The 15,911-nt window shown below is 55.2% G+C and carries 14 protein-coding genes; 4 read left to right on the forward strand and 10 right to left on the reverse strand.

Features of this window, described 5'->3' with window-relative positions; translation table 11 throughout:
* The 8 genes from gspL to gspE all read right to left on the reverse strand — a co-directional run bounded on the left by gspL (window position 1) and on the right by gspE (window position 7,249).
* Window positions 1–1,305: a type II secretion system protein GspL gene (gene gspL, locus Q4606_RS14480; RefSeq protein ID WP_303607966.1), complete on the reverse strand. Its 1,305-nt coding sequence runs from the start codon at window positions 1,303–1,305 to the stop codon at window positions 1–3.
* A gap of 2 nt (window positions 1,306–1,307) precedes the next feature.
* Entirely contained in the window at window positions 1,308–2,318 is a 1,011-nt protein-coding gene (gspK, locus tag Q4606_RS14485; RefSeq protein ID WP_303607967.1) for a type II secretion system minor pseudopilin GspK, read from the reverse strand.
* 4 nt (window positions 2,319–2,322) lie between these two features.
* On the reverse strand, window positions 2,323–3,066 hold the full coding sequence (gene gspJ / locus Q4606_RS14490; RefSeq protein WP_303607968.1) for a type II secretion system minor pseudopilin GspJ: 744 nt from the start codon (window positions 3,064–3,066) through the stop codon (window positions 2,323–2,325).
* Entirely contained in the window at window positions 3,063–3,464 is a 402-nt protein-coding gene (gspI, locus tag Q4606_RS14495; protein ID WP_303607969.1) for a type II secretion system minor pseudopilin GspI, read from the reverse strand. Before gspI ends, gspJ begins: the two co-directional genes overlap by 4 nt.
* A complete protein-coding gene (gene gspH, locus Q4606_RS14500) occupies window positions 3,461–4,003 on the reverse strand; it encodes a type II secretion system minor pseudopilin GspH (RefSeq protein ID WP_303607970.1) in 543 nt (180 codons plus the stop codon). Before gspH ends, gspI begins: the two co-directional genes overlap by 4 nt.
* Entirely contained in the window at window positions 4,004–4,456 is a 453-nt protein-coding gene (gene gspG / locus Q4606_RS14505) for a type II secretion system major pseudopilin GspG (RefSeq protein ID WP_303595855.1), read from the reverse strand.
* Between the two features lie 69 nt (window positions 4,457–4,525).
* On the reverse strand, window positions 4,526–5,737 hold the full coding sequence (gspF, locus tag Q4606_RS14510; protein WP_303595854.1) for a type II secretion system inner membrane protein GspF: 1,212 nt from the start codon (window positions 5,735–5,737) through the stop codon (window positions 4,526–4,528).
* 3 nt (window positions 5,738–5,740) lie between these two features.
* On the reverse strand, window positions 5,741–7,249 hold the full coding sequence (gspE, locus tag Q4606_RS14515) for a type II secretion system ATPase GspE (RefSeq protein WP_303607971.1): 1,509 nt from the start codon (window positions 7,247–7,249) through the stop codon (window positions 5,741–5,743).
* Between the two features lie 164 nt (window positions 7,250–7,413).
* On the opposite strand from gspE, the gene Q4606_RS14520 reads away from it, so the two are divergent.
* The 4 genes from Q4606_RS14520 (at window position 7,414) to Q4606_RS14535 (ending at window position 12,999) form a co-directional block, all read left to right on the forward strand.
* Window positions 7,414–8,076, forward strand: coding sequence for a type II secretion system protein N (locus Q4606_RS14520; protein ID WP_303607972.1), 663 nt, complete (start codon window positions 7,414–7,416; stop codon window positions 8,074–8,076).
* A 126-nt stretch (window positions 8,077–8,202) separates the two neighbouring features.
* On the forward strand, window positions 8,203–9,819 hold the full coding sequence (locus Q4606_RS14525; RefSeq protein ID WP_303607973.1) for an FAD-binding oxidoreductase: 1,617 nt from the start codon (window positions 8,203–8,205) through the stop codon (window positions 9,817–9,819).
* A 5-nt stretch (window positions 9,820–9,824) separates the two neighbouring features.
* Complete coding sequence (locus Q4606_RS14530) at window positions 9,825–11,450, forward strand: glycerol-3-phosphate dehydrogenase/oxidase (protein ID WP_303607974.1); 1,626 nt, start codon at window positions 9,825–9,827, stop codon at window positions 11,448–11,450.
* The gene (locus tag Q4606_RS14535; RefSeq protein ID WP_303607975.1) at window positions 11,440–12,999 is read left to right on the forward strand and encodes an FGGY-family carbohydrate kinase; all 1,560 of its coding nucleotides are present in this window, start codon (window positions 11,440–11,442) and stop codon (window positions 12,997–12,999) included. The genes Q4606_RS14530 and Q4606_RS14535 overlap by 11 nt, the downstream gene beginning before the upstream one ends.
* Before the next feature lie 72 nt (window positions 13,000–13,071).
* Here Q4606_RS14535 and Q4606_RS14540 read toward each other — a convergent pair whose 3' ends face one another.
* On the reverse strand, window positions 13,072–14,631 hold the full coding sequence (locus Q4606_RS14540; protein ID WP_303607976.1) for a DUF4139 domain-containing protein: 1,560 nt from the start codon (window positions 14,629–14,631) through the stop codon (window positions 13,072–13,074).
* A 58-nt stretch (window positions 14,632–14,689) separates the two neighbouring features.
* Window positions 14,690–15,772: an endonuclease/exonuclease/phosphatase family protein gene (locus Q4606_RS14545; protein WP_303607977.1), complete on the reverse strand. Its 1,083-nt coding sequence runs from the start codon at window positions 15,770–15,772 to the stop codon at window positions 14,690–14,692.
* Between the last annotated feature and the right edge of the window lie 139 nt (window positions 15,773–15,911).

Here is a 15,911-nt window from a genome sequence, read left to right on the forward strand (position 1 = left end):
CTAGCCTCCCGAGACCGTAAGGCGGCCACGGGCACCGCTGGATTCGTTTACTACGGAGCCAATCTTGGCATCAAGGCCCTGACCAGCCAGGCCGTTGCGCAAAGCGCTCAGGCGATCGTAGCTTTCGGCACGCACATCAACGACCAGCTCTCCACGAGACTGGCTATAGTTAATGGAGTTGAACGTTACTGAGCCGGTATTCGCCACTTGGGAGTACTGCTGGCCGGTGTACTTCATCAGCGTGACAAAACTTGCATCCGGGCCGTCGGAGCCGGCCATGCGCAACTGGCCTTCGACCACACGCCTGACATTGCCGGCATGAGTTCTGCTGTCACCCGGAAACGACGCCCGGTAAACCGACATCGCCTGCTGGCGCAATTCATCTGCCTGCTTCTGATAATAAAACCCCATTCCCGCTTCCAGGGTTACCTGCACCACAAACCACAAAGCGGCAACCGCAATTAACGGCTTCCAGGGCTTTAAGGGGCTTGCCTTGCCACTGCTGACTGAGAAGTCTCGCTGGCAAAGGTTAATCGGCCGGCAAAGGTGATTATGATGGGCATGGGCCAGCAACTCCAGCGGCATCAACGCCAATGACTCCTGGCGAACTGAAAGCCGTCCAGGAGCCATAAGTTCCCCAAGCACAGCTTGCTGCTCTTCAAATTCCGTTTCTGTACCGTAGACCACCACAGGTACTTCAACCACAACATCTTCTGAAGAGGGGGCGGCCAATGTGTGCGCGAACATTCCCAGGTTGGCAGACTGCATGCTCAGCCATTCGCCCCGGTCGCTCACCATCATCGCGTTATCACCATCGAGGCAAATGGACCAGCCACCTTCTGTCACCGGAAGCAGCGCGGCATCTGGGTAGATGGCATCAAGCCTGGTATGTAACCAACCGCTGAATAGCTCAAGCCATTCAGCCATTCTGCCGCGATCAATCGCTGCTACCCGGAAACCTTCCTGAGTGTGCAGGCCTAGTGCCAGGTGAACACTGTCTATGTCCTGTGCAATCTGCTCTTCCACAGCATATGGCAGCGCCTGGTTGATGAACCGGCTTTGTTTCGCTGGAATATCCGCAACGCAGAACAGTGCCTCATCGCCCGGAATGAGTCCTGCCAGTAAAACATCATCGAGCCCATTCTGGCTCAGCGTCTGTTCGACCGTACTGCGCAGATCGCGGCTTCCCTGTGCCTGGGCGTCACCGCCGGCATCGTATAGCACCCAGTTATACAACAGGGCTTCCGGGTCTTCTCCGCTACCCGCGCTGAGCGGTAACGGCCGCACGTAAAGGCGATAAGACATGATTATCCTTCTGAGATGGTATAGGGCTCTTTCGTAATGCGATTCTTTTGTCCGGTATCTCTGCGAACGGTCCGGACATTACCTTCCTGATTGCGAAAAACGGTGCTCACCATGCTTACCACACGATTATCGTAGGTAATCCGTGAAACAACTTCAAAAAAACGGGTTTGCAGCCCCAGCCGATCGGATTTCAATCCCAAACCTGCAAACGCAGGAAGCGCGAGAAAGTCCTGAATACTCTCGAACCGCTCCTCCTCCCGTTGTTCAAGAATAGACTCAGCCTGCGCTGTCGTCAGCTCTTCATGTAACGACATCAACACTTCCGCTGTAGCAGTGTTTACGTTGATACCCAAACCTCTTACCGGCAAGGTGGCTACATGAGGCCGCAACGCCACATATATTTCCTCAGTCATGCCTTCAATCAACCGTAATTCAGACACGCTGACAAAGGGCTGATTGGCCGCGCGAAAGCCGGGTTCCGCCATCAGGTACTGGCCGTCTTCGGCACCGTAAGCACTGATCGTTTGATCATCGGGATCAACCCAGTCAACTAATGTGTCCACAGACACACCTGTAATTCCGAGAGCGATCAACAAGCGCTCAAGGCGGTCTTTGGTTATCGGATCTACCTGACCGGTAACAGCAACCAGATCATTGAGATTTATTCGTCCGCCCAGATCATCGATCTGCACTTCCGCTACGCCATTGTCATCCAGAGGTAGAATGGCAGCGTTCATGGCCCAGAACTCGTCAAGACTGTCGACCATCAGGCTGTCTTCTTTATCCTCTTCGAAATCCCGTACCAGAATCTGGCGCGCAAAGGCTTCTGCACCGAGGGCTATGCTTTGTCCCTGCTGTTGCGCCAGATAATGCCCGGCCTTGAACACCCTTATACTTTGCTGCTGGGTCATTCCTGAAGCCAGCATAACCACCAATGCCATTGCGAGCAGCACCATAATCAGCGCTACGCCCTGCTGAGAATGCGGTAACGAACGGTGGGAAGAGCCAACCATAACCCTAGCCTCCCTGCCCTGTTGTACCTTGAACAGCACCCTGTTCAGCCTCTGCTTCCTCTTCACTTTCGTTGCTGCCGACTTCATTCTGTTGGTCAACGAGCCCCTGAGCACCTGCCGGATCATAGTCTGGCAATACAAACGTCCGAACAAGCTCACCAAAGAGTTCGTGCTCCAGAGTGATCTCTATCCCACGAGGTAAGGGAATATCGGGTCGGCTGCCGGGGCTCAATGCCATCATGGCTTCGTCGGAAGGCCACTCTGTCTCCCAGGAGTTCTGTTCATTGAGAAACCGCAGATCAAAGGCTGTTATCTCTTCAAGCAGCAACAAGTCCTGACTGTTTTCCTCCTGGCCTTGATCCAGAGTTGGCCAATATCGGCGCCGCAGTTCGCTACCGGTGAATTCCCAGCCAACCCGCTGCAGGCTGCTGCGTCGGATTCCCAGCGGATTACGCCAGCCCTGCCGCGTCAGCATCAGTGAAAAATCATCCTCACGACTGGTCAAGGCAGGCTTGAAATCGCCGTAGAGATCCCGGGCCGGCCGGTTGACTATCTGAGTGATGTCACGCTCAAGAAGAAGCATTGCCCGCTGAAGGCCATCAAACTCCTCGGCCAGTTCATCAACACGGTCACGCGAGAGGATAACGCCGTTCAACACCTGCCACACACCTATACCAATAACCGCAGTGATGGTTATTGCAACCAGCACCTCAAGAAGTGTGAACCCCCGCTCGCGCCGGCCTCTCATTTTTCACCCATAAAAGCAGAAAGTGTATGCACCGGGTAGGGTTGCGAACGGTCACCCCGATAGCGGGCTACGTTAACTTCCACGCGCCGCATTTTAGGCTCTGCAGTGGCCAGCACCCTGGTAGTCACCTGCCAGCGGAAAGGGCCATAGTCTTCGTCTTTCGAATTCTCGGAGACCCCTGGGAGGTTTTCTTCCAACCGGATTTCGTTGATACGATTATCGGCAACCCAGCTCGCGAGGGTTTTATCACGAATTCGTTCATAGCTTGAGATGTACTGGCTGCCAACCTCCGAAGCGGCAGTCGCAATCAACCCGAACACCAGCAATGCGATCATCACCTCAATTAGCGTGAAGCCTCTCGCTGATTTCCCTAATGTTAAGGGCTGCTCTGGCTTCACCTGTTTTCCCCCACATCTCCAGGCTGCCGCCACTCGATTGGAGAGATTCCGTCTGAAGCAAGGATTTGCGTGTAGTCCGTATCGCTGCCAATTGTGAACTCCAGCTCAAAAGGTGTGGTTTCTCCACTCGAGAAAAAAACCACATCTGGCCGTAGCTTGTCTTCAGCAGAGGCAAGGCGGGGAGCATCACTTTCAATAAAAGGCGTCGTCACCAACCATTCGGGAAAGCTTCTTGCCCGGAATAGTTGCTCACCGGACCCTTTCCAATCGCCTGTTTCTTCCTGAAATGCCACGAAGCGATACCCGTTTTCCTCGAGCAGTAACCCTAGCTCCAGGTTGTTTACTACTGCCTGGTCCGATGCTGTCTGCATAAGCAGATACAGCTCCCGCACCTCATTCTGCAGCTCACGCTGTTGGGAGTTACCTCCCATGGTAAACACCGCCAAAGCCGCGAGCAGCCCCATCAGAACCAGGACAACCAGTATCTCGATCAGCGTGAACCCGCTACTGTTGTTTCCTGATTTTTCACTAACCACCAATTAACCGCCGATGTCCCAGAGGCTGATGTCAGCAGCGTCGCCTTCACCACCATCCTGACCATCAGCTCCCTTGGAGTAGAGATCGTAAGGGCCTTCTCTGCCCGGGCTCACGTACTGGAACTCGCTGCCCCAGGGGTCTTTCGGAACACTTTTCATGTAGCCGTCAGGGTTCCAGTTCTTTGGCTCGGGGCTGCCGCTGGGGCGTGACGCCAGAGCGTCAAGACCCTGCTGAGTAGAGGGATAATGGCTGTTATCCAACCGGTATAGATCCAACGCCTTGGAAATGTTGGTCAACTGGGTTTCCGCCACGGTTATTTTCGCCTGATCACTCCGGCCCATAATATTCGGCGCCACAACAGCCACCAGCAGGCCGAGAATAACCATCACAACCATGATTTCGATAAGGGTAAAACCCCGGTTTGACTTAGGCGTATTCAGTTTTTTCATCGTCATTGTGTCACTCGTTGTTGGCTTCAAAAGCTATTTTCACAAAATACTATTTACGATTACCGGCCAAAGATTTTAGCCCACCAGGTTGCTCATGTTGAGTATGGGAAGCATGATGGCCATCACGATAATCAGCACCACCACGCCCATTACCAGCAGCATCATGGGCTCAAAGAGCCCGACAATGGCAGCTATTTTTGATTGCAGCGTGTTCTCCTGCATATTTGCTGTACGTTCCAGCATGCTGTCCAGTTCCCCACTGGCCTCTCCGCTCGCGATCATGGTCAGCATCATCGGCGGAAAGTAACCCGACTGGTCCAGTGCCCGATGCAAAGAGCCACCCTCACTTACCTTCCGCGCTGCGTCTCTCAGCTCTTGACGCAGATAGTCATTGGAAAGCACCTCACCTGCAATTCTCATGGCATCGACCAGAGGAACACCACTGGTTGTCAGAATGCTCAGGGTGCTGGCGTAGCGCGCCGTATTGACGCCACGCACCATCCCGGCGAACACAGGTAGATGTAGCAGCCGTTTGTGGAAACGCATACGGAAAGCGGGCTTGGTAAGCGAAAAACGGAAGGCCAGGAAGCATCCAACCAGAAGAATAAACAGATAGAGGCCGTAACTGGAAAGAAACTCCGACATCGTCAGCATGGCTACGGTAAGCCCGGGCAGTTCCTGCCCCTGTTTTACGAAAACTTCAATAATATCAGGAACAACATAGGTCAGCAGAAAAACCACAATGCCGATCGCGACAAAACTCAGAATAATGGGGTAGATTGCTGCAAGCTGAATTTTCTGGCGTGATTCCTGTCGACTCTCTGTGTAATCCGCCAACCTGTTCAAAACCAGATCCAGGTGCCCTGCATGTTCACCTGCCGCTACGGTCGATCGGTAGAGCCGAGGAAATGCTTTGGGAAATTCACCGAGGCTATCCGCCAGCGTATAGCCTTCCATGACCTTCGCCCGGATAGCAATCAACATACTGCGCGTGCGTGGCTTGGCCGATTGTCTGGCGGTTGCCGAAAGCGCCTGCTCAATGGGAATACCCGATTGAATCAGTGTTGCCAGTTGGCGCGTTACCAGAGCAAGGTCGGAGGCAGAGAGAGAGCCCCGCCCGCTAAGGGGGTTGCTGCGGCTCTGCTTTTGAGACGCTGGCTCAACTTCAAGTGGCGTGAGGCCTCTCTCCCGAAGCTGCTGCCGCACGGCGCGAGGCGCATCTGCCTCTAACACACCTTGTTTCTGTTTGCCCCGCGCATCCAGAGCCTTGTATTCATAGGCAGCCATAGCTTACTGACCCCGGTGCGTTACGCGGAGCACCTCTTCCAGCGTAGTGACACCGTCCAGTATCTTCCGGACACCGTCTGAATGAATGCTGGGGCCCTTGAGCCGGGCAACTTTTTCCAGATCCAGCTCACCTGCACGCTTGTGAATCAACGCACTGATCTCCTCAGTTACTTCAACCACCTCGTAGATACCAATGCGCCCGCGGTAGCCAAGCTGATTGCAATGCTCACATCCTTTTGCCCGATACACAGTTGGCGGGTTGGTAAAATCCTGCTGCAGGAATTCGCAGTGCTCTTCCGTGGGCGTGTATGGCTCACGGCAATCCTTGCACAGCACCCTCACAAGACGCTGAGCCACAATACCCACAAGGCTTGATGAGATCAGGAAAGGTTCAATGCCCATATCCATAAGGCGTGTGATCGCACCTACCGCAGTATTGGTATGCAGAGTAGATAACACGAGATGGCCGGTGAGACTGGCCTGAACAGCGATTTCGGCAGTCTCCAGGTCCCGGATTTCACCAATCATCACCACATCAGGATCCTGACGCAGAATGGCCCGCAACCCCCGCGCAAACGTCATCTCGACCTTGGGATTCACCTGAGTCTGGCCAATGCCAGGCAGGTTGTACTCGATAGGATCCTCAACCGTAAGAATGTTTCGGCTCCGGTCGTTTATCTCTTGCAAGGCGGCATAAAGGGTTGTGGACTTACCCGAGCCGGTAGGCCCGGTGACCAGCAATATGCCATAGGGCCGATGTATGAGGCGACGCAGGATTTTAAGATCGTCGCTTGCCATACCCAGAGACTCGAGGCGTATTGCACCCGCCTGTTTGTCCAGCAAGCGCAATACAACCCGCTCGCCACCAGATGACGGCATGGTCGAGACCCGGATATCCACCTCGCGGCCGGCGACCCTCAGTGCAATCCTGCCATCCTGGGGCACCCGCTTTTCGGCAATATCCAGCTTTGCCATAACCTTGATTCGTGAAACCAGTAGAGGTGCCAGCGCTCGTTTAGGCTGCACGACTTCTCGCAACACACCATCAACTCGGAAGCGCACAATCAGCTGCTTCTCGTAGGTTTCGATGTGCACATCCGACGCACTGCTTTTTACCGCTTCCGTCAAAATCGCATTGATCAGACGGATGATGGGCGCATCGTCTTCCTGCTCCAGCAGATCCTCGGTTTCCGGAACCGAATCGGCAAGAGAGGCAAGATCCATATCATCGCCAATGCCTTCAACCATCTGCATGGCTTCTGCAGAATCGTTTTGATAGGCAGCGTTCAACGCCTGATCAAAATAGCCAGGATCGATCGTCGTAAACCGGGCACGCCCGCCGCTTATTCTGTTGGCTTCGGCCAGTGCAGAATGGGGAGCGCCGGGCCTGACCAGAATAACCGGGTTGCCGTCATCAGCGCGGGTCAGGATAACTCCATTGCGCTTGGCAAAGGTGAAAGGAAGACGACCCAGCGGAGCATCCTGCGGCTGAAGTTCGGTTTCTGTGGTCAAGGTTGTCCTCGTTCGTGTCAGGCAATCATGGGAAGGCTATCACAGGACATAGGCCCGCTGAATAACTCTGTACACTATACTGCCAATAAAAGGTTTCAGTCTGATAACCTGTGTACCTTTCGACGGCGTCCGGGCAGTTGGCGAACTTAAAATCAGGACTATCAATGCTTTCTATCAATCGAAGGGTTCCCCTCATTCTGGCTTTGACAGCCGGGCTTGCCATGGTGGCTCTCACCTCCTGGCAAGGCTACAGCTTTTGGCAGACCGAGAGCCGGCAAGCCGCTTCGGGCACTCAAAACGATGCGAAACCCCTCGTACAGAAGCCCAGCGTTCCTTCCGTGCCCCTCGCCTCTCTGGATTTTTTTGGCAGAGCTCAGGCCGCGGGAGCTGAGGAGCCCGAAGATACAGAGAACCTGCCAGAAACCAACCTGCGAATTTTCCTCAGGGGTGTTCTCGCAGCCGACGGTGACTTCCCGGGTAGTGCCCTGATTGAGGACGACAAAAGCAAAACCGAAGTTTTCCTCGTGGGCGATGAACTACCCAGCAACGCCAAACTCCATTCCGTTCACCCTAATCGTGTGATTCTCGACCGGTCCGGGAAACTGGAGAACCTGTATTTTCCCGAGTCTGATAATCAAACAGGAATGACCTTTTCGTCAGACGCCGACAACATCCAGGAAGATGCTCAACAGCAAGCCCGGGTTCCCGATATCACCGATCGATCAGCTCGGTCTATAACGCCGCCAGCAAACGAGCAGGAGCGCCGGGAAGAAATACGCAAACGCCTGGAGCAACTCCGGGAGCGCCTGCGCACCAATAATGGCTGACCTGAAGCCGCCGCACACGTAACCCTGTCGGTAAATGACACCCATGATGTCGCTATGGGACAGTGTAAGCACCGGATAAGCCTATAGACTAGCGCCCATTCAATTAAATAACGGGAGTGAACTTCGATGCGACGGTGGAATGGCTGGGGAGATGAGCAGTTTGATCTGGAGCTACCGACTGAGGGGCGGAGCTTTCTCGCAAATCGTATCGGTTCCGGTGCACCCCTGAGTGACGCCTCGCTTGAATCAGTCCTCCCTGGGGTTCCTGAGTCTCGTCTGCCGTCAGATGCCAGCGTTGATGCGCTGATCGACACCGGCGCGGAAGCGCGCGTACGCCATGCCCGTGGCCAGAGCCTTCCGGATTGGCTGGCCATGCGTAGTGGCGAGTTCGGGGTTTTCCCGGACGGTGTAGCCACTCCCGAAACCAGTCTCGATATACAGAAATTATTGCAGTATGCGAGAGCCCACAAGATTGATCTGATTCCATACGGTGGCGGCACCAGCGTTGCCGGGCATATAAACCCGCTTCCAGGTGACACTCCAGTACTTACGGTGGACATGGGTGGCATGAACCGCCTCATGGACATTGACCACGAAAGCCAGATAGCCACCTTCGGCGCGGGCACACCGGGGCCACTCGTAGAATCCCAGTTGCGAGCGCACGGCTATACTCTCGGACACTTTCCCCAATCTTTTGAACTGTCAACCATTGGGGGTTGGGTGGCTTCCCGCTCAAGCGGGCAACAGTCCCTGCGTTATGGTCGCATCGAGCAGCTGTTTGCCGGCGGCCGGGTTGAAACACTTAAAGGTACCCTTGACCTGCCTACCATACCGGCTTCAAGCGCTGGCCCGGATATTCGCGAAATGATTCTGGGCTCTGAAGGCCGTATTGGCTTTATTACCGAAGTAAAAGTCCGGATCAGCCGTTTACCAGAACAGGAAAGCTTTCACGTTGTATTCTTCCCTGATTGGGACAGGGCTCGCACGGCTTGCAGGAAACTTGTGCAAAACCGCACTCCGCTTTCTATGCTGCGACTCAGTAACGCCATTGAGACTGAAACCCAGCTTGCACTGGCAGGACACCCCCACCTTATCGGCATGCTGGAAAAAGTACTCTCCCTGCGCGGAGCCAATGAAGGCAAGTGCATGATGACCTTCGGGCTGACGGGCAGTGCACGACAATGCGCCAGTGCCAAACAGGAAGCAAAACGCATTTGTTCAGAATACAAAGGTGTTTATACCGGCACCCGGCTTGGCAAGAAATGGGCTGAAAAACGTTTCACCATGCCCTATCTCCGTGAGGCACTCTGGCAGATGGGCTACGCGGTAGATACCCTGGAAACAGCAACCGACTGGGATAACGTTGATAACCTGCTTGGCTTGATAGAAGACAACCTGCGCCACGGGCTTCAGGCTCGTGAACCTGACACCAACGAACGCACCCACGTGTTTACCCATCTTTCCCATTTTTACGCTCAGGGCTGCAGCATATACACCACCTATGTTTTCCGTGTTGCAGACACCTATGGGGAGACGCTTGCGCGTTGGAAACACCTGAAAAACACAACCTCAGAACTGATCGTGCGCAACCGGGGCACCATCAGCCACCAGCACGGCGTCGGCAAAGACCACGCACCCTACCTGCCTGTTGAAAAAGGAGAGCTGGGAATCCTGGCCATCCGCTCTCTGTGCCAGACCTTCGATCCGGACGGTATTCTCAACCCGAAAACCCTGGTGGAGTGAGAGAAATGAAGGGTCGGGACACACTGCTTGATGAGCTACGAAACAGCACTCATACGTTCGACGTTGTTGTGGTTGGCGGCGGCATTACCGGCGCCGGTATAGCCCGAGAGGCCGCTGGTAGCGGACTGAGAACGCTGTTGATTGAGCAAAAAGACTTTGCCTGGGGAACCTCCAGCCGATCCTCGAAAATGGTACACGGCGGCCTGCGTTACCTCGGCAGTGGGCAATACAGGCTGACCCGCGATGCAGTAACCGAACGCCAGCGCCTCATGGCAGAAGCACCCGGGCTAATAGAGCCATTGCGCTTTATGATGCCGCACTTTCAGCGTCAGTTTCCCGGGCCAAGGCTGTTTCAGATATTACTCAGGATTTACGACAGAATATCCCGCACCCATTCGCGCCAGTTCCTGACACCCGGCCAGACCATGCAATGGATACCCGGGCTGAACACCGTGAAACTAACTGGTGCCAGCGGCTTCACGGATGCTGTAACCGATGACGCCAGACTCGTACAACGAGTCATCACCGAGGCCCGGCAGGACGGAGCCTGGTGTCTTAATTACGTTAAAGCACAGCAAGTTCTTCGGAAGGACGGTCAGGTCAGCGGGCTTGAGCTGAAGGCCGAAGATGACGCCGCGATTTTCACGGTTAATACGCCGCTGATTATCAATGCCACCGGCGTTTGGGCTGACCAGCTTCAGCAACGCGGCGGCGATGAAAAGCCGATGACGATCCGGCCATTACGCGGCAGTCACCTGGTTCTCCCCTGGCACAGGCTCCCGGTTTCCTGCTCTGTTTCATTGTTCCACCCGGATGATAAACGTCCGGTCTTCGCATTCCCCTGGGCTGGCACAACCGTACTTGGAACCACAGACCTGGATCACACAGACAGTCTCGAAAAGGAGCCGCGAATTGCCGAGGAGGAAGTTGACTATCTATTGAGAGTCTCTAACAGCCTGTTTCCCGGAGCAGCTGTATCCCGAGGCGACATTCTTTCCACCTGGGCGGGCGTTCGCCCAGTCGTCACTGGCGCCCAAACTACCACCGGCCCCAAGGCTCCATCGAAAGAAAGCCGTGAACATGAGTTTCGTGAAGATAAGGGGTTGATCAGCATCGCAGGCGGAAAACTGACCACCTTCCGTCTGATAGCAAGGGAAGCACTTGCCAGAGGGCTTGGAGGCGCAGAACGCTTGCGACCGGAGAAGGATCCGGTTTTCAAACCAGCGACCGCCTCACGACGGCCCCAACACATAAGCCATCAAAACTGGCAGCGGCTCACGGGTTTTTACGGTTCGGATCTATACGCGGTTCTGCAGGCCGGGCCCACGGCACCCGTTAGCGATGATGCGGTTTCTGGCACCGTTCCGGGTGAATTGCTGTGGGCCGAAGTTGTCTGGGCCTGCAAACATGAAGATGTAAAACACCTCGATGACCTGATGCTACGCCGCACCCGGCTTGGGCTGATAGCCCCCGAAGGCGGTAAAGCACTGCTGCCAATAATCCGGCAACACTGTCAGAACATACTCAACTGGAGTGATGAACACTGGCAAACCGAAGAGACCCGGTACCTGGCCCTATGGAGCCAAGCCTATTCGCTTCCGGGCCGCGGGGAGCAGACACATGCCGGCTGACCCTCTCATCCTCGCCATTGATAACGGCACCCAGAGCATACGCGCCCTGCTTTTTGATACCCAGGGCAATCTGGTCGCCAAAGGCAGACAGGAGATTCAGCCATACTTCTCGGAACAACCGGGATGGGCCGAACAGCACCCGGAATATTTCTGGGATAACCTGGGCAAGGCTTGCGAACAGCTTTGGGAATCCACGAACGTCAAGCCAGACAGGGTTGTGGGCGTTACCCTAACAACCCAGCGCGGCACGGTGATCAACCTCGATGAAAAAGGGAAACCTCTGCGCCCGGCGATTATCTGGCTGGATCAACGACACGCCCACGTTGATGGGCCGATTAAAGGCCCCTGGGGTTGGGCCCTCAAACTGGCACGGCTTGAAGAGACGATCAACCGCTTTCGGGAGAACACCCAGGCCAACTGGATTGCCCAGAACCAGCCAGAGATCTGGGAGAAAACCCGACATTTTGTTTTGCTGTCTGGCTACCTGAATTACCGCTTAACCGGCGAATTCCGGGACTCCACCGGCAGCCAGGTGGGCTATTTGCCGTTTGATTACAAAAAGCACCGCTGGGCCGGCCCCCGGGATTTCAAATGGCAAACCATGCCGGTAAAACCAGCCATGCTGCCGGAACTGGTCAGCCCTGGCTCCACTCTGGGTCACCTTACCTCTCAGGCCGCCAGCCACCTGGGCCTTCGAGAAGGACTGCCGGTAATTGCTGCCGCCTCTGATAAAGCCTGTGAAATACTAGGCTCCGGCGGTTTGACGCCGGATGTAGGCTGCATGAGCTATGGTACGACCGCGACGATAAATGCCACCAACAAGCGCTATGTGGAACCGGTGCGCTTTATGCCACCCTATCCTTCCGCCCTGCCCGGGCACTACTCCACTGAAGTGATGATTTACCGGGGCTTCTGGATGGTGAGCTGGTTCAAGCGAGAGTTCGGCTTGCGGGAACGAGAAATCGCCAAAAAGCGGGGCATCGAGCCCGAAGACCTGTTTGATGAACTGGTCAAAGCCGTACCAGCCGGCTCCATGGGCCTGATGCTGCAGCCCTACTGGTCACCCGGCATACGCCAGCCCGGGCCGGAAGCAAAAGGCTCCATTATAGGTTTTGGCGATGTGCACACCCGCTCACACATCTATCGGGCAATTCTCGAAGGCCTGGCTTACGGACTCAGGGAAGGCAAAGAAAAAATCGAAAAGCGCAGCGGCATAAAAATCCGCAAGCTCAGGGTTGCCGGCGGCGGCTCCCAGAGCGACGCCGCCATGCAGTTAACCGCGGATGTATTCGGCTTGCCGGCCGAGCGCCCCCACACCTATGAAACCTCCGGGCTGGGAGCGGCGATTGATGCCGCCGTTGGCCTTGGCCTGCACCCGGATTTTGATACCGCTGTGGCGGCCATGACAAGGGTTGGCGACGTATTCCAGCCTGATCCAGAAGCCCAAGGTCTTTATGAGAGGCTCTATTCCGAAGTTTACTTACGTATGTACCCTCAGCTACAACCGCTGTATCAGAAGATTCGGGACATCACCGGTTATCCCAAGTAGGCGTATTTGCTGTGCCTGCCACTTTGTATAGCCATCACCAAGTGAGTACAGACAAAGCAACACGTTCCGCAATTACAATCTCGGCAGCGCGGTTCCCTCCGGAACCCGAATCTCGAATCCTGATTTCACAAGGACCGTCTGACCGGCGGATACTTCGCGATTCCAGGCCAGGACGCCCTTCTTGTCATCAACGTCCCGCTCCACTGGCTCACTGATTTCCAGTGGCTTAACGGTCAGAGTATCCTTCTGCGATACAGGTAGCCGGTCAAAAATCCGAACCTGTACGGGCTCCGAGTGATGGTTGGTGATCTCGAACCGGTTTTGTCGGCGCTGGACATTCTCGCTTTTCCATACGCCCTCCTCTCCTGTGCGTTCAAGTTCATTAACCACGGCAACGCGGATACCCTCATCCACACCGAAACCGAGCGTCAGCTCTTCGCCACTGGTAAGCTCCGGAAGCCTGCTTTCGCCCACACTCTGGCCATCCCGATAAAGGGTTACCCGCCCAGCTGGTATGGGTGCCTCAGACTGAAAAGTGCCCGTCGCATGCACATATCCGGTGGTGTTCTGGACAGGCGCTGTCCAGATTGCAACTTCAACCGGAACCCGGTGCTCCGCAACCGAAAGCCGCTGGCCGGCAGCCCCACTGGGAACATCAACCGGTTGTTGCAGCCGATAGCTTTGAGTAAACGTGCTTTGGCGCTCCACAACAGCCGAGCTCTCCATAAGTGAATCGGCCTGCATTTCAGCCATAGGCGCCAACGCCTTTGAGCGATAAACCTGGGGCGGCTCAGGATTCACAACCCAGGAATACAGAGGCGGCATAGCAATTCCCCTGCGAGCGTTGGCGGTTGCAAGTTGCAGCTCAACACCCTGCCAATCGGTTCCGGTTGCCTGCTGCACAACGGCCAAATGCTCCAGCATCACCTCGCCACCAGATTCGCCTGCCAGCCGGCTTTTCAGGCGCGCAGTGTATTCACTCCGCCAACTGGCTTCGGTCGTCTGAAACCTCAGTTTTACCTGCAGTTCGCCGGCCGTGGGAGCCTGATAGCGAAGCGAAACTTTTTTGGTTGCCTTGGCGCTCTGTTTAACCTGTGCAAGCTCCCTCGATAAACGGTCTCTGATGGCGATATCGTCGGCCAGTTTCACACGGATTCGCCGTATCTCCGCCAGCGCATTCTGTGTTGTATCTTTCAACGCAGCAGCCATGTCGTTCAGCTCTGAAGCAGACAGTTCGTGGGGAGACTCCGCAGCTTTGCTCATGAGGGTAACCTGCTGGTTCCACGCCCGGATCGAGTCTTCCTGTTCCTGAATTCTCAGGCTAACAGCCGCTAACTCATCACGGATACGTCGGGACTCCCCGGCAACGAATTCAGCCTGTTCCACGCGGCTAACCTGTACCTGCCGGATCTGTGATCCCGGCACGCCCTCAAGCACAACCTGCAAACTCTGATCCTGGAGACTGACTGGCAAACCCTCAACCTCAAAGGTTCCTGCACCAGAACTCACCTGTTCGCTTTCCTCCCAGGTAAGCTCCGCATGAGAAGGATACAAGGTTGCAACTGTGATCTCCGCCTGAGCCATCAAGGGTGTAGCTGCAACGGCAATCGCCAGCAGGCAGTATTTTTTCATTGGGAGGGTCCTTCTGGTTACGGCGGTATTGGTGCCAGCTGTTTTGGCATGACGCGTGTTATTCACCCGGCTCGGGCACATCGTGTTTGCTCGCGCTCTGATCCCGAACGATGTCTTCTGCCCGGCTGTGGTCCTCACCGTCTGGTCGAAGTGGTTCCTGGTCTTGCCCGCGAACCGGAGCCAGTTTTACTCGGGTGAGAAACGGGAAGTGGTCCGAGCCTATCGACGGCAAACGGGTAATGGAGACAAGCGTAAAGTGATCACTGTGGAACAGGTGGTCAAGTGGCCATCGTAATGGCCAATAATCTGCGTGAAACGTGCTGTAAAACCCTCGGCCTACCCTTGGATCAAGCAATCCGCTCACTTTACGGAACAGGCGAGTCGTCGGCGACCAGGCCACGTCATTCAGGTCACCGGTTACGATGACAGGCTCGTCACTGTCGGCAACACTGCGACCTACGATCACGAGTTCCGCATCCCGCTCTGTTGATTCGTCGTTTTCTGTAGGGCTGGGCGGCGCAGGATGCACAAAATGCACTCTCACACAGTCGCCCGACCGAAGCTCAACCAGAGCGTGCATGGAGGGCACCTTGTCCTCTATAAGAAAGCACACCTCAGACTCGTGCAACGGTAACCGCGAGAACACATGCATGCCATACAGGTTATCCAGCGGGCACTTGATGGTATAAGGCATTTCCTTTTCGAGAGCCGCAAGCTGGTCCTCCCACCACTGATCTGATTCCAGCGTGACAAGAATATCGGGCTGATGCTGCTCAACGAGTTTTAAAAGTGCCGGGGCGTTGCGGTTAGGGGTCAGTACATTCGAGGTAAGTATGGTCAAAGTCCGTTCAGGGTCTTCGGCCCGCGCATCTTTTACTTCTTTTTGCCAGATCACAGTGTACGGAAGGATCCACCAGAGCTGTGCCGCCAGTGAAAGCCCTGTGATGATCACCAGCCCCCAGTTTGCAGGCCGAGACAGGTCAAGGAGCAGCAACTGGACGACCAACAAAAGAGCTGCCAGAAAAGCCAGCTGAAGGCGCGGAAAATCGAAGCTCCGAACACTCCAATGTGGGTTGTGCCAAAGAGGCAGAGCGGTCGCTATAGCTATGGCAAAAGTACAGACGAGCAACGTAATGAACATCAGTGGCCTGGCGTGTCCCGATAAAAGGTAAAGTAATAAAATCACCGACTGGTGATCATGGCGATCAAAAACTGCAAAGCGCACAAATGGCAAACCCGCGCTTCACGTTTAAAAACCATAAGCTGGCGCCGGGTATAAG

The organism is Marinobacter sp. 1_MG-2023, from assembly GCF_030549045.1.
Taxonomy (GTDB): domain Bacteria; phylum Pseudomonadota; class Gammaproteobacteria; order Pseudomonadales; family Oleiphilaceae; genus Marinobacter.

What these genes read in the sequence shown, in the direction of transcription:
- gspJ (WP_303607968.1), bottom strand. Translation starts at nt 3,066, where the DNA reads ATGAGAGGCCGGCGCGAGCGGGGGTTCACACTTCTTGAGGTGCTGGTT.
- gspG (WP_303595855.1), bottom strand. Translation starts at nt 4,456, where the DNA reads ATGACGATGAAAAAACTGAATACGCCTAAGTCAAACCGGGGTTTTACC.
- gspF (WP_303595854.1), bottom strand. Translation starts at nt 5,737, where the DNA reads ATGGCTGCCTATGAATACAAGGCTCTGGATGCGCGGGGCAAACAGAAA.
- Q4606_RS14545 (WP_303607977.1), bottom strand. Translation starts at nt 15,772, where the DNA reads ATGTTCATTACGTTGCTCGTCTGTACTTTTGCCATAGCTATAGCGACC.
- Q4606_RS14535 (WP_303607975.1), top strand. Translation starts at nt 11,440, where the DNA reads ATGCCGGCTGACCCTCTCATCCTCGCCATTGATAACGGCACCCAGAGC.
- gspL (WP_303607966.1), bottom strand. Translation starts at nt 1,305, where the DNA reads ATGTCTTATCGCCTTTACGTGCGGCCGTTACCGCTCAGCGCGGGTAGC.
- Q4606_RS14520 (WP_303607972.1), top strand. Translation starts at nt 7,414, where the DNA reads ATGCTTTCTATCAATCGAAGGGTTCCCCTCATTCTGGCTTTGACAGCC.
- Q4606_RS14540 (WP_303607976.1), bottom strand. Translation starts at nt 14,631, where the DNA reads ATGAAAAAATACTGCCTGCTGGCGATTGCCGTTGCAGCTACACCCTTG.
- Q4606_RS14530 (WP_303607974.1), top strand. Translation starts at nt 9,825, where the DNA reads ATGAAGGGTCGGGACACACTGCTTGATGAGCTACGAAACAGCACTCAT.
- Q4606_RS14525 (WP_303607973.1), top strand. Translation starts at nt 8,203, where the DNA reads ATGCGACGGTGGAATGGCTGGGGAGATGAGCAGTTTGATCTGGAGCTA.
- gspK (WP_303607967.1), bottom strand. Translation starts at nt 2,318, where the DNA reads ATGGTTGGCTCTTCCCACCGTTCGTTACCGCATTCTCAGCAGGGCGTA.